The organism is Paenibacillus sp. J22P51 (genome assembly GCF_059692215.1).
Genome location: NZ_JCAUAZ010000003.1, coordinates 94,134 through 108,255, shown reverse-complemented (window position 1 = coordinate 108,255; position 14,122 = coordinate 94,134). Strand labels below are relative to the sequence as shown.

At 45.4% G+C, this 14,122-nt stretch carries 12 protein-coding genes; 2 read left to right on the top strand and 10 right to left on the bottom strand.

Annotated elements, in window-relative coordinates:
• Positions 1 to 53: 53 nt before the first annotated feature.
• The 3 genes from AC58QC_RS08655 to gpr form a co-directional block, all read right to left on the bottom strand.
• Entirely contained in the window at positions 54 to 470 is a 417-nt protein-coding gene (locus AC58QC_RS08655) for a DUF3679 domain-containing protein (protein WP_497414791.1), read from the bottom strand.
• Between the two features lie 74 nt (positions 471 to 544).
• The gene (spoIIP, locus tag AC58QC_RS08650; RefSeq protein WP_497414790.1) at positions 545 to 1,774 is read right to left on the bottom strand and encodes a stage II sporulation protein P; all 1,230 of its coding nucleotides are present in this window, start codon (positions 1,772 to 1,774) and stop codon (positions 545 to 547) included.
• A gap of 200 nt (positions 1,775 to 1,974) precedes the next feature.
• Complete coding sequence (gene gpr / locus AC58QC_RS08645; RefSeq protein ID WP_497415157.1) at positions 1,975 to 2,979, bottom strand: GPR endopeptidase; 1,005 nt, start codon at positions 2,977 to 2,979, stop codon at positions 1,975 to 1,977.
• Positions 2,980 to 3,173: 194 nt separating this feature from the next.
• Between gpr and rpsT the strand changes: the two genes are divergently transcribed.
• Positions 3,174 to 3,425 carry a 30S ribosomal protein S20 gene (rpsT, locus tag AC58QC_RS08640; protein WP_065850436.1) on the top strand — a complete coding sequence of 84 codons (252 nt, stop codon included), beginning with the start codon at positions 3,174 to 3,176 and terminating at the stop codon, positions 3,423 to 3,425.
• A gap of 63 nt (positions 3,426 to 3,488) precedes the next feature.
• On the opposite strand, the gene holA is transcribed toward rpsT, so the two are convergent.
• From holA to AC58QC_RS08605, 7 genes are all read right to left on the bottom strand, one after another.
• Positions 3,489 to 4,508, bottom strand: a complete 1,020-nt coding sequence (gene holA / locus AC58QC_RS08635) for a DNA polymerase III subunit delta (RefSeq protein WP_497414789.1) — start codon at positions 4,506 to 4,508, stop codon at positions 3,489 to 3,491.
• 208 nt (positions 4,509 to 4,716) lie between these two features.
• Positions 4,717 to 5,931: an anti-sigma factor gene (locus tag AC58QC_RS08630; protein WP_497414788.1), complete on the bottom strand. Its 1,215-nt coding sequence runs from the start codon at positions 5,929 to 5,931 to the stop codon at positions 4,717 to 4,719.
• Positions 5,928 to 6,476 carry an RNA polymerase sigma factor gene (locus tag AC58QC_RS08625; protein ID WP_497254948.1) on the bottom strand — a complete coding sequence of 183 codons (549 nt, stop codon included), beginning with the start codon at positions 6,474 to 6,476 and terminating at the stop codon, positions 5,928 to 5,930. Before AC58QC_RS08625 ends, AC58QC_RS08630 begins: the two co-directional genes overlap by 4 nt.
• 243 nt (positions 6,477 to 6,719) lie before the next feature.
• Positions 6,720 to 8,813: a methyl-accepting chemotaxis protein gene (locus AC58QC_RS08620; RefSeq protein ID WP_497414787.1), complete on the bottom strand. Its 2,094-nt coding sequence runs from the start codon at positions 8,811 to 8,813 to the stop codon at positions 6,720 to 6,722.
• Between the two features lie 179 nt (positions 8,814 to 8,992).
• Positions 8,993 to 11,608, bottom strand: a complete 2,616-nt coding sequence (locus AC58QC_RS08615) for a DNA internalization-related competence protein ComEC/Rec2 (protein ID WP_497414786.1) — start codon at positions 11,606 to 11,608, stop codon at positions 8,993 to 8,995.
• Between the two features lie 205 nt (positions 11,609 to 11,813).
• Positions 11,814 to 12,326: a deoxycytidylate deaminase gene (locus AC58QC_RS08610; protein WP_497414785.1), complete on the bottom strand. Its 513-nt coding sequence runs from the start codon at positions 12,324 to 12,326 to the stop codon at positions 11,814 to 11,816.
• A 116-nt stretch (positions 12,327 to 12,442) separates the two neighbouring features.
• Positions 12,443 to 13,087 (bottom strand): ComEA family DNA-binding protein, encoded by a 645-nt coding sequence (locus tag AC58QC_RS08605; RefSeq protein WP_497414784.1) that lies wholly within the window; start codon positions 13,085 to 13,087, stop codon positions 12,443 to 12,445.
• Between the two features lie 195 nt (positions 13,088 to 13,282).
• Here AC58QC_RS08605 and comER point away from each other — a divergent pair, with 195 nt between their 5' ends.
• Positions 13,283 to 14,116, top strand: a complete 834-nt coding sequence (gene comER, locus AC58QC_RS08600) for a late competence protein ComER (protein WP_497241897.1) — start codon at positions 13,283 to 13,285, stop codon at positions 14,114 to 14,116.
• The last annotated feature ends 6 nt before the right edge of the window (positions 14,117 to 14,122 follow it).

Below are 14,122 nucleotides of genomic sequence, written 5' to 3'. Positions count from 1 at the left end.
ACATGCAAATAATTTTCATTATAGCAGTTGTGGGAAGTCGGAGCAATGCACACCTAGCCTTTGCCTAAAACAGCATCAAACAAGGAAATAAATAATCTAATGCCGTGATGCGCAGTTATCTGTAAAAGCTCGCCCAATTTATTCCCAACACGGTTTAATGAATTATCTTGAATTGCGACAGGATCAGCTTTCTGCTCAGCAGGTGGTTTGGCTTTAACGGTTGTATCTTTAACGGTTGTATCTTTAACAGCAGTGTTTTTCACGGCTGGCACAGGTGTTGCGTTCGCAACAGTTGTAGTTACTTTGCCTGGTGCTTTCGTTGGTGCCACTTGCAGAGTTGCTTTGGAGGAAGGCTGAGGACCTTCTATTCGTTCCATGCCGCTTGATGCCAGACTGACGCCGAATAAGATACAGAACAGCAGCAGTAAACCAAACAAACCAACCTTGATATAAAAGTGTCTCAGCCTCACCTTCCATGCCTCCTTAGCTTTATTCGTAGCTATTCATTAAGTTGCATTCATTTCATGGTTCAACGTAGTTGCCATTATGAATTCTTTGGCGGAACAGCAGGTGCATCTACTTTTTTCGCGTTCAAAATAACTTCCGAGATCGCTTCCGCCAGCCAGTCTGTCGTCCGATAGCATTCCTCTAGGGTGTTGTAAGGACCGCCAACCTCTATCAAAATGCTGTTAGGTGAAATGTTTTGGTTGTACAAGCCATTGCCCTCGCTTGCTTCTTTCGCATGAATCCCCTTCGATACGCCAGGGTGCTTTTCTTCAAGCACTTGGTGAATTTTGCTCGCAAATTCCTCGTTCTTTTTCCAGTTTGGGTTTTTTCCCCCAATTATAAAATACACCTGAGCAACATCTTTGCCATCAATGGTTGCAGTTGTTTTATTACGCGCTGCAGAGTCCCGATGAATATCGAAAAAGTATTGTAAATCCTTATGAGAAGCCATCGCTTCCTGCAGCGTTTTGGCAGAGTATTTGTACGAGTACGGATATTCAAAACCTTTGACAGTGCTAGGATAAACTGTAGAGGAATGCACAGCACCAATGCCGTCCCTTTCGAGGTTTTGAGCCAGCCGTTGACCAACCGAGATGATATTCACTTTATCACTGTAGGCCTTATCTGGGTCTGTCACACCTTTAAGCTCTGGTAGGAATGACTCATTACTATGTGTTTGATAAATAAATGCGATGTTATCTCCTGCTGTTTTCGGTGGTTGACCAGTAACACTTGGAGCTGGAGGTGTACTGCTGATAGGCGTTGGTTCCACAGATGGCGATGGGAGCGGAAATTTGGCTTCTGCCTCCAAATTATTAGATCCTGGATTCAGATCATAAGGAGCACTTGGATTCGAATCGCTGCCTTTCACCAACACCGTCGATTTATTCAAATCCATGCCAGGCACTTCACTTGCGACTAAACTTTTGGGATCACTTGGATTAATATCCGTCATCATTTGAAAAGCGAAGTGAAACACGTTGTGCTGGGAGAATGTGAACTTTTTCTGATCCTTATTTAAATGAGGGACTTCCATACCCAGCATATCGATGAAAAACTGATTCGTGACGGACGCGGCTAGACCTTTCATAGAAGAAACTGGTGAGGTGGTCATTAACTTACTTTGCAGGACGCCACCCAGCCCAATGAGAACGAAAAGAGCTAAGGTCGAGGTGCTGAGAACCATAAACGTTTTCCCGACGGAACTGGCGCTCTGAAAGGTTTTGCGAACTTGGCTGAAATTCCATGTGGCTGATGTCCATTTCATAGTCTCCATGCCTCCTAAACTATCTTAATACAATCTATGAAACGAGCCCGAACGATAGAACTAGTTTCGCTAGCTTTTTTTGATAGAGAAGAAATTAGGAGGATCGTTTGCTATGTTGATGTCTAAAGCTAATCTCGGGCAGGATGCTGAAACGGCAAAAAGAACTGCCCCACTTAGCGGACCAGTTCTGTTCCATGCATTTAATGCGTATAGGCAGCTACGTTATCGACATCCACCGCGTCATGTAAAGCTGCATTCAAGCCGCTGGCAATAATATTCGCTATGTCCTCAATGAACTGGTCGATTTCCTTCGGAGTAACGAGCAGATCGTGTCCTACAGGGTTTAGCACTTCTTTCACTAGCTGTAAACGCTCATCCTCATTGATATTGTCCAGAAGCCCAAATATTTGTCCCGTATTGCTCGTTTGACCGCTGAAATGCTTCTGCATAAGATCAAAAGCATTATTAACAATCGTTGAGGCATACACAACGGTTGGGACGCCAATCGCAATAACTGGAATACCCAGTTGCTCCTTCGTCAAGCCTTTGCGCTTGTTGCCGATACCAGATCCCGGGTGGATGCCCGTATCCGCAATTTGAATGGTCGTGTTAACACGATCCAAGGATCTTGAGGCAAGCGCATCGATGGCGATGATGAAATCAGGCTTAGACTTATCTACAATCCCTTGCACGATATCGCTGCTTTCAATCCCCGTTGTGCCTAGAACACCGGGAGCTACGGCACTCACAGCACGATATCCTGGGCTTACATCCTCAGGAACCAGCTCAAAGTAATGACGTGTCACCATAATATTCTCAACAACTAATGGGCCTAAGGCATCGGGAGTTACATTGCCATTACCCAGTCCAATAATAAGGGCTTTCGCATTCTTCGGAATACCGACTTGCCGCAAAAACTGCTCAAACTCCTGAGCTAACTTTGTCGCAACGCGATCTTGGAGTTGACTGTCTTTCTCCCTCAATGCAGGTACTTCAATGGTTATATAATGACCAAGCATCTTGCCAAGTGCCTTGGACCCTTCTTCGTTTAGGACGTTAATTTTGGTGACGCGGATGCCGTTCTCCCGTGTAAACTCCTGTTCAATCCCCGGAATCGGCTGTCCCTGATTGGCTGCGTGGACCATATCCCTTGCATCAAGTGCAAGATCGGTTTGTGTATTAAATGAGCCTAAGTCCATTGACAGTCCCCTTTCTCCAAATATAGAAATGATTTTGCTTATTGTGTGACAGATTACAACCCCTTATACAGAGAGGAAGACCACTGAAAACCTATTGACAGCTCTTGCATTTTGAAATATTGCGTGGTAGAATACTTAAAGTTGTCAGCAAACATACAAATGTAACGTTGAACGTGTTTTGTAAGTAGGAGGTGAATTTCATGCCAAACATTAAATCCGCTATTAAACGAGTAAAAGTTAGCGAAAAGCGTCGTCTTCGCAACGCTTCCCACAAGTCCGCTTTGCGTACTGCTGTGAAAGCTTTCGAAACAGCTTTAACCCCGGAAGCTCTAGTTTCTGCTTCTAAGAAATTAGACAAAGCTGCTTCTAAAGGTTTAATTCATAAAAATGCCGCTAACCGCAAGAAGTCCCGTCTAGCTAAAAAGCTAAACGCTCTTACGGCTCAAGCGTAATACACGGACATAAAGCAAAAGACTAATCCTCCTTGGAGAATTAGTCTTTTTTCATTTCACTTCTTAGGCAGCCAGCCTAAGAAGGAACAATTCCAACCCTAATACCTTATCGATTTTTCCTGTTTTCATTTGCAAATCGAGATCAGCCAGTTCGCCCATGATCCGGCTCAGCTTCTCCCCATCGTACTTCCGCGCTTGTCCTTCCGCCACTTTAACCGCAAAAGGATGCAAACCAATCTGTGAGGCCATCTGCTGCTGCGAGTAGCCTTGCTTCCCAAGCTCTTTGACCTGCAGCATGATTCTGAACTGTCTCGCAATGAGCGAAGCAATTTTGATCGGCTCCTCACGCTGCTTTAAGAGCTCCTCTAAAATCACGAATGCCCGTTCTAATCGCACATTCACGATATCCTCAATAAGGATAAATACGTTCTGTTCGGTGCTCCGAGCGACCAATTGATCAATAATGTCTGTCGTCGCTTCACCTGCGGCTCCAACATACAATGAAATCTTCTCTAACTCAGCTGATAACGATTGCAAATTTCCACTGGTGTACAGAATCAACTGATCTGCTGCGCCACCAGAGAACGTAAAACCTAGCGTACTAGCTTGTTTGGCTACCCATTGAGTCAGTTCCTCAGGGCTCAAGGAAAGGAACGGCACAGCGGCTTCCATGTCCTTCAACGCTTTTACAATCTTTTTACGCTCGTCCAATTTATCCGCATCCACTGTGAATACAACAACTGTATGCTCCGCGGGTGATTTCAAATAAGCAGTCAAGCGATCCAAATTGTGCTCCAGCTTCGTATTTTCCTTTGCTCCTGTGAAAAACAAAGCATTTTTGGCAATGACAAGCTTCTTTGGCACCATAAATGGCAAGGTTTCCGCATCATCTAACGCAGATGAAAGTGGCATTTCGCTCAAGTCGAATTTGCTCACAGCGAATTCCCGGTCTTCAGGACCCATTAATGAATCAGTTAAAATTTGAATAAATTCGCGCATTTTATATTTCTCAGGACCATAGCACAAATAAACGGGTGCTGGGCGGCCTGCTTGTATATCTTTTAATGCTCGTTTCGCATCCATCGCTGGCATTCACCCCTCACGTACATTTTACCAACAACAAAGGGATTACGTCAAAGTCCGAAGACCTTGAAGCAATCCCTTTGCCAGTCTATTTAAACACCGATTTAAGGCTCTAGAAACCTTAGCTCGTGTGGATGAATGAACTGTTCCTTGTTCTATACGTTAGTTTACGCATTCACAGCACTATTGGTGCATACAAATCTTACTTTTATTTATTGGCTTCTGTTTTCTCATTCACATCGATAAGAATAGTCTGCAGCGTTCCCTTACTAGTGACCTCATAAAACAGCTTGTCATCCTTCGCCCATTCCAGCAGCCTTATTTGATCATCTGCCTGCCAAAACTGTTTGGAAGCAAATACAATCTCATGTGTAAGGCTATTCCGAATCACAACATGAGCCTCTTCAACCGTAGCCTCATATTTGCCCGTTGTAGACTTCAGCATTGCGTCAACATGCGGCGAGGAAAATGCGAGAATACCTTGTGTACCATTTGTACCGTCTGTACTTGTAGGATCTGCGGAAGGAGCAGGACCGGTTTTCCTAGATGGGGTCTCCGTCGTCTTCGGTTCTATTGATGATTTAGGAACGGATAAGCCCGCCGCAGGGGTATTCGCATCATCATTATCCGATTTCGAAGGGGACGTGCCCCGATCATCAAGCTTTGCAGGAGCTGTGGTTGACGGAGAGGCTTGCCTCTCCAACGAATCGCCCCCCGCTGCTGGTGAGCTGTATTCACCTGGTTTCTCAAGTTTCGCATCAGTGGATGCCTTTGGCATGATACCACTGCCTACGGATGCATCAGCAGGATTAGGAGTACCTTTTGCAAATATATCTGCAACTGGTGCGTTTGGTAACCCCTGATTAGAATTTGCCGTTTCCTGTGATTTAGCTGTGTCATTGTTTCCTTGCGTCTGGTTCATCTCTGAAGCAGCAGTTGCTTGCTTTTCGGACGCGCTTTTCGATCCAGAGCTTGTATGAGAAATTAATCCGTCTGCATTGTCGATAACGGGATGCTGCATATTAAAAGCAAAGAATCCAATAATCAATCCCGCGGCCACCACGCCGCTTGCAAATTTCCACGAGAACTGTTCTTTCAATCGGCTCTTCCCTGAGTACTTAGGCTCTTCATCAGATTCTGTCCTAGCAGCAATTGGAGAGAAGGCAACGACATTGTCCATCTTTGGCATCTCTGATTGTTTATCCAATTCAAGCAATTGCGGCATAATCGCATCAACCAAACTGAAAGGCGGCTTAACCTTAGGAAGCTGGGACAATTCGTTCGACAATGCTTGCAGACGTTCAAACATCTGGGCGCAGTCCAAACAATGCATTAGGTGAGCATGCAGCTCATCTTCCTCTTTTGGATCTAAATCTCCATCTAGCTGTCTTTGCATGTACATCATCACCTCTTGACATTTCATCCCCGAACACCTCCTTTCTGATAATCTTGGAGTAGCGACTGTAAGGTGTGTCTAGCTCGGAATAAGTAAGACTTCACCGTATTGAGTGGTAAATTGAGTGATTCTGCAATTTCATGATACGAAAAGTCCTGCAAATAACGAAGAACAACCACAGTGCGATGGTGTTCGGGAAGCTTATCGATGGCTTCTCTAATATCCTGAGCTAGGTAGCCCGTCAATATTTCTTGTTCAACATTATTATCAGCTGTAAATGTCATCTCATGCTCATCCATTGAAACCGTTGGCTTCGCTCTGCGAAATTTATCGATGCAGATGTTCGTAACAATCCGCTGCACCCACGTTTTGAACAAAGCTTTTTCTTCGTAGGAATTAATTTTGGTATAAATCCGAAGAAGTGCTTCTTGCGAAGCATCAAGCGCATCCTGTTCATTATTCAAAATATAAAAAGCCGTCCGATAAACGTGAGACTCAATCTCTCGCAATAGGGTAATGAGCGCATCACGGTCACCGGCTTGTGCTGATTTTACCAGTTCGGGTGCTATCACTGGGATCCCTCCCCCTTGCAATCTTACTGACGCACTCGCATCTCATAAGGTTGCAATTTTTTTAGAATAAATATAATGGTAGCTTGCATCTATCAGAATAACAAATAATGAGCGATATAACACCTTTTAGACGTGAAAAACAAAAATTTGTTTCAAAATAGCTGAAAATTTATAAAAGAAAAAGCCTTAGAAGAACACGCCCACAAGGGGAATGCTGCCACTAAGACTAATATCTAGTAATTGTTATACTTTGAATTTAGATAAGGAATTTTGAAGTGCATGCGATAACTGCTCTAGTTTGGAAGACAGTCCGACTAATCCATCACTTATACGCAGCTGCTCCGAGCTTAGGGCTGCTACTTGTTCGGAAGTGGCAAGCGATTGCTGGGAAACGGCACTTACGTTCATCATCGCATCACTTAGCACGACCTGCGATTCTTCGAGCTTTAACACCGTTTGACTAACGGCTCCTAGTTGCGAAATGAAGTTCCCCATGCGCTCTTGCACCTGCTTGAACAGTAAATCCGCCTCTTTGACGGAATGAATTTGCTCCTGAAAAATCGGATACGCCTCCGATAATACCAAAACGGTATCTTCAATTTCTTTCTGAATCGTCTCCGTAATTTGTCCGACATAATCGATCGATTGCTTCGACTGATCTGCTAGCTTGCGAATTTCGTCTGCCACGACCATAAACCCCTTGCCTGCGCTGCCTGCCCTCGCTGCTTCAATGGCAGCATTGAGTGATAGAATATTCGTCTGCTTCGTCATCCCGCTTAATATATCAAGCACCTTCCGAATCGATTGCGTGCTGTCTTTCAGCTTATCAACCTTATTCACCATCGTATGGGTCATCTCTTCAGTTACATTCGTTTTCGCGATCAGCTCTTCCATATATCGAATGCCAGAGTGACTTGATTGCTGCACTTCCTCTGCCGATGCGCCCATTTCCTGATTAGCTTGCACAACACTCGCAATTTGCCCACCAATATGAATCGTTAATTCATTCCCCCGCTCTGCTTGCGTAGCTAATCCCGCCGCACCACCAGAAATTTCAGTCGTTGCGACAGCGATTTCTTTGGCTGCAGCTGCCGTATGCTGCGAAGAGCTCGAGATTTCTCCTGCTGTCTGCAGTACTTCCTCTGAGGAGAGATTCGTTTGTTTGAAAAGCTCTGTGATTTGTTGCATCATCGTATCAAAGCTATTGCTTAATTGACCTATCTCATCTCTGGATGTTGTCTGAACACGAATGCGCAGGTCACCGCCAGCTCCACCCTCCATTAAATTGCGAATATGCCCCAGCGGCTTACCGATCATTCTCGCAACGAAATAGCCAATACCCGCGGCTATGACTAAGGCACAGAGCGCAACAATTAACGTCAAATTATAGATGGAACTCATATCTTTCGTAAGGTCCCTCATAGGCATGGAACCTATCGTGAACCAATCTGTGACAGTCGACTTGGAGAAAACAATTTGCTTCGTGCCATCCTCGGACATAAGAATATCCTTTGGGGTTGAGTTGCTATTCACGCCATAAGAAGATTTGCCCCCCATCTCCGCCGCATCCTGACTATAAATGACCAGTCCAGAACTATCAATCACTTGAATAGATCCTGTATCGCCCATTTTAATATGTTCCAGCTGCTTCTTAACCACATCCAAGTTGATGTCAAAAAGGACTAGGAACACTTCATCCGATTTGGCCTGATGAATGACACTGCCAACAGAAATGACTGGGTTTAGGAGACGGTTTTCCTTCAGTTTGGTTGAAAACCAAACGGGTTCACCATCTTTTTCGATGACACTCTTAAACCAAGCTTGATCCGCGTAATTTTTATCCGACATCGAACTGGATTTCGTTTGAATGATATCTCCAGATTTCGTAAATATCTCAATCGACTGAATACTGTCATTGGCATGAAAATAGTTCGAGATCGTCGTATCCAGTGAAGAGAGGTTCGCCAGATAAGCCGTAGAATCCTTCGTTAGCTTGGTTGAATTGGCTACCTGCCCATGTAGTAAGTCATCCATAACAAGCTGAAGTGAAAACTTTTCAAATATGTCATATATATAATCAAGTTTCTGTCCTGCCTGCTCAATCGTTTGTAACGAGGCATCGCCGACCTTTTTTTGCATCACGTTTTTGGAAATTTGATACGAGGCAATCCCCATAAAGAGAACAAGGAACAAACTACTGACAATAATTGTGACGCTTAGCTTCACGCCAACTGATCGAAACCCTGTCTTGGAATCCTGCCTTTGGGGGACATCATGGCTCGGCTTAAATTGTTGCGAAAACGTCTTTTGGAGCAAATTCGTAGGGTTTTTCTTCATGTTATCTCCACCGCCATGTTGTAATATGTATTTTACGAAAATCTCCAATACAATTTCGACATTTTTTTTGAAAAGCCTTTTTATTTAATGATTGTCTCAATCAAAATTTTGCGGGAATTATTTCCATCTACCTATTTTTATAAGTCTGATGCCTTTTTACTTACTGATTTCCACGGTTTTTAGTTCCATAACTTCATTCGCGTGAAAATCCCCTCCTTCCGCACCTCCATTTGCACTTCACCCATCCGATCTGTACGTAGGATCCCCACTTTCGCATTGACTAAATGATCGATAATTTCTGGTGAAGGATGGCCGTATGTATTCATGGCACCTACCGAAATAACGGCCACAGCTGGCTTCCAGTAAGCCAACCACTCTGGTGTCGTTGAGGTTTTACTCCCATGGTGAGCAACTTTGAGAACATCGATTTTGTGCTCAGTGGTGGTGGTGTGTGTTGTAGCGACGAGGGAAGATGAAAAAGTTGATGATGATGAATTCAAAACCTTGTTTTCACTGGCTATTAATGCTGGGTGATCACGTAAGTAATCAAGCACAACGGCTTCGGATTCTTTCTCCATATCTCCCGTAAACAACCAACGGGTCCCTTGCATATCGAGCAAGAAAACGACCGATCTCGCATTCTGCTCTTTGACAATTTCAATCATTGTCTCATTCGTTTCAAGCGGATAAAGCACCTGCAATCTCGTAAGTGGATCAATGTCGATCCAATCTCCGACTTCTGCTGGCAATAAGGGTACTCGCTTTTGCAAAAGTGTGCGAAACATCGTTGTCATACTGCTACTCTCTTTAAAAGTCCCATTAAATAGAAATTGCTTCACAGGAATTTGTTCTAAAACAGCCTGCAGCCCGCCACTGTGATCGGCATCCTCGTGTGTAAGTACAACAAGATCCAAGTGATGTATACCTCGTTTTTTCAGGAGAGGAACAAGCAGCTTTTGACCCACCTCATAAGGATTCTTGCGGATTTTCCAATCATCACCCGGTTTACGAAACGTGAGCGTCCCTCCTCCATCCACTAAAATGTGACGTCCATAGGGGGTACGAATCAGAATGGCGTCACCTTGCCCAACATCAATAAACTGAACTAAACCTGTCTTTTGAAAGCGATTCGGCGAATAACCGATCCATAAGAGCATAAGAAAATTGCCAATTACAAGTAATAAACCAAACTTCACACTTATTTTCTTTGTGCTTTTCCTGCTGTTGAAGTCCAACATAATGGGAAGCTCGTCTGGAGAGCTAAAATGACTGCGATACCAGAGTACATAAATGAGAACCAGGAAACCGTAGTAAAAACAGATCCAAGGCATACTTGGAGATGGCCAAATCATTTTGAGATGAGGAATCTGCTGAAGTTGATCCGTTATCCAAAATATAGCTTGGTTCAACCAAGTGATCAGCGAGCCTAATCTTTGACCTAAGGGGATGAAGAGCAAGCCTAGTGCTAGCGCAACCAAACCTGCAGGAAATACGATCATGCTGATAACAGGAACTAGCACGGCATTTGCTAACCAAGACAACAACGAAAATTGATTGAAATAGTAAATCGAGACCGGGAAGGAGACGGCTTGAGAGACTAGCGTGATGGCGAGGGTGTTTTTGATGATTGGCGAAGTTATGTAAGGGGTAAGCAATTCACTCACTCTTTGCACACCAAGTATGAGTCCCAGTGTGACTAGGAATGAAAGTTGGAAACTTACATCGAGCAAAAAGTAGGGATCCCAAAGAAGCATCGCCCATGCGGCGGCAGCAAGTATGTGAAGGACCTCTTTCATTCCTCCACGCCTAGCTGCGTATAAAGCAATCATCGACATGAGGCCGGCTCTCACTATGGATGGGGAAGCGCCAGTGACCAGCACATAGAATGGAAGCAGGCACATGCAGATAAGCAGATAGGTCTCTTTGGCCATTTTAAAGCGGCGCATGATCCAAATGCACACACCTAGAAACACGGCAATATTTAATCCTGAGATGGCTAAAATATGGGTCAGCCCCAGCTCCGAAAATTGCTGGAATCGTTCAGGATCCAGATCGTCTGTCAAGCCGATCAGCATGCTCTTCATGAATCCCGCCTGCGACGCGGGAAAGATCACGTCCATCCGCCTGCTGAGCGCTGCGCGCAGCTCATCGTTCCAGCGCAGCAGCTGCACGACGCTAAGGCGCGCAGCCGCAGGCTGCACCTGCGCCTGATCCACCCCTTTGGCTGAAAGCAGCCAATGGATGTGGTGAAGGCGCAGGTATCGGCGGTAGTCGAAGCCGCCGAAGTTACGGGCCGGGGACGGGCTGCGCAGCGTCCCCGTTAGCGTCAAGGCGTCGCCACGGCGCCAGCCCGACGCCACGGCTTGCTGCGCCTGCTCCATCAGGCGCAGCGAGACCTGCACGCTTTCCCCGCCGAGCGGGAAAGCGGTGGTTTCGTTGAAGCGGACGGACTCCGCTTCAAGAGTGAAGCTAGCCTTGTCACCGTCAATGGTGACAGGGCTAGCAAAACGGCCGAGCAGCGTGACCTCGCTGCCGTCAGGGCTTATCTGCTGCTGCGCCAGCGGCAGGGCAGTGATGTTGCGCTGGTCGGTCCCTTGATAATAGCCGTAGGCTATTACGACCAGCAACAGGGCGCCCAGCGGCTGCCGCCCAGGCAGACGCAGCGCGTAGAGGATGACAAGCGCGGCTAACAGCAGCGCGCTCGTCATCCAGGACAGCCACGGGAGCTCGGTGTAGATTGCGAGCACATAACCACTTATCCACAGACAACATCCTTGAACAACTGGTCTTTTCATGGTGGGGGATCTCTCCTTTTTTATACGTGAATTTTGTTATATTTGACAATAAGCTCGATTTCCGTGCCTATCGCTCGGGGCGCTTCACTTTAAGCTCGATTTCCGTGCCATCAGAATCCCACTATTTCACAAACAAAAAACCTCCCCCTAGCGCACCCCAAAGGCTGCTTCTAGAGAGAGGTTCTTCCTCTCAAAAACTCGCTATTTAGTTCACAACCTCAGAAACTGTGCCTGACGGTGGTTCATATCCGGACATCTGACGGAACGAAATCCCTCTAGCCCCCATCAGCTGGCTAACCTTCTCATGATCCTTCGGATACCCCCGATGAAACACAATTTCAGTCACCCCACTATTAGCTAGCATGTTCGCACAGGTCCAGCATGGCTGATCAGTCACATAAACAGTTGAACCCTCGCGATCTTCGCGATCGGTAAACAACAGCAGGTTCTGCTCAGCATGAATAGTGCGTATACACCGATTCTTACGTACGACTTCCTCTACATCGGCAATGACCTTCAGCTCGATTTCTTCCACGAGCATGCAGCCAGCTTCCGTGCAATCCGGAACGCCCATCGGAGCACCGTTATAAGCTGTACCTAGCAGCTTTTTCCCCTGTACAAGCACAGCTCCAACATGTCTGCGATTACAACGCGAGCGTGTGGAGGCCATATAAGCGATATCTAGGAAATACGTATCCCAATCTTTCCGGATGCTCATGATGATTGACTCCCTCCTGATGACTCGGTTTTTTCATTACTTATTTTCGATACCAAAACTATTTCTAGTATTTTCTCATATTTCAATAGAAATGAAAAGATATGCTAGGTCTGAGGCTAGGATGGAGCTACAAACAATCGTCCCTTCAGCTTCTCGAACATTTTCTCACCAATGCCCTTTACATCCATCAGTTCTTCAATTCGCTTGAACCGTCCTTTTTTCGTACGGTACTCAAGAATGGCTTTGGCCTTGCTTTCGCCAATCCCTGGCAGCTGATCTAACTGTTCTAAAGTAGCAGTGTTCAAATCTAAACGTCCATTACTCGGATCAGTCGTTGGGGATGAAGCTTTTGATGGAGTTGTAGCGATAGCAGCAGATAAAGCAGGAGTCACAGAGTCAATCTGCGTTTGCGAGTTTGTTCCTATAGCTACTGACGGTGTTGTTAAAATCTCTGAAGATGGGGAAGTTGCATCTGAAGGAATTGTCGTCGTTGAAGGCCCCTTCGGAGAAGTCGCAGCTGAACTCGCCTTTGGCGTTACGGAAGCTTTTACTGTAGGAACTGGTGCCGTCTTGCCATTCCCCTCTTTTTTCTCATTGGCCTCTTGCATGAGTAACTCTTCCATCTGTGTATTGATCGGCATGAAGGCCGTCTGAATGGTCGATTGCCCCCCGCGGAGAAAGGGCCACACAACCCAAACAAAAAGAGAGACAATCCCAAGGATCAACAGAATTCTCTTTATTCTATTTCCAAATAAATCCACAGACTACCTTCTTTCTTTGCATATTTGCGAATGGGCGACCATATACATGAAAAAGCGTCCAAATGACTACACGAAGAGTCACCATTCTAATAAGCTGATGCTAAAACCTCTATAACAATGTATTTTATGGCTGAGAGACCGCGTTTATAGGTTGGTTTTCGTATAAAGACTGATTTTTTCGGGAGGGATCACTTGATGAAAGCTGGATTCATCGGTACTGGGAGTATGGGAAGTATTCTGATTGAAGCATTCATTCATTCCGGGGCATTCAATCCCGAGCAAATTATCGCTAGCAATCGAACATTACGTAAAGTTGAACTACTTGCGGAGAACTATCCTGGCCTGCAGGTGGCAGAAACGAATCGTGAAGTCGTGCGTGGAAGTGATTTGATTTTCCTATGTGTGAAACCATCTGAGTTTAAAAAGGTTATTGATGAAATCAAAGAGGACGTGCTTTCCTCTCAATTTATAATATCCATAACGAGCCCTATACTCATCAAACATCTGGAAGGTCTCTTGCCTGCTAAAATAAGTAAAATTATTCCAAGTATTACGAACTACGTGTTAAGCGGTGCGACGTTATGTATTCATGGGAATCGTATGCAGCCTGAAGATAAAGAATGGCTTGAAAATATTTTCACTCACATTTCCACACCAATCCGTGTGTCCGAGAATTATACAAGGATTTCATCTGATTTATCCAGTTGTGGTCCTGCTTTTCTTGCAAGCTTCATTCAAGCTTTTATTGATGCGGCTGTGGAAGAAACGGGTATTTCTGCTGAGGAGGCCACACTTCTGGCCAGTGAAATGACGTTGGGTACAGGAAAGCTGCTCACAACGGGAGGCTTCAACCCTGTTAGCTTGCAAAAGCGAGTATCTGTTCCGGGCGGTATTACTGCGGAAGGTTTACGTATTTTGGAAAAGGAGCTGTGCGGGGTTTTCTCTCAGGTTATTCGTGCCACTCATGCCAAATATGAAGAAGACATTGAGAAGGCTGAGCTGCTCTTTCCTTTGAAACAACAGCAGTAGCCTTCT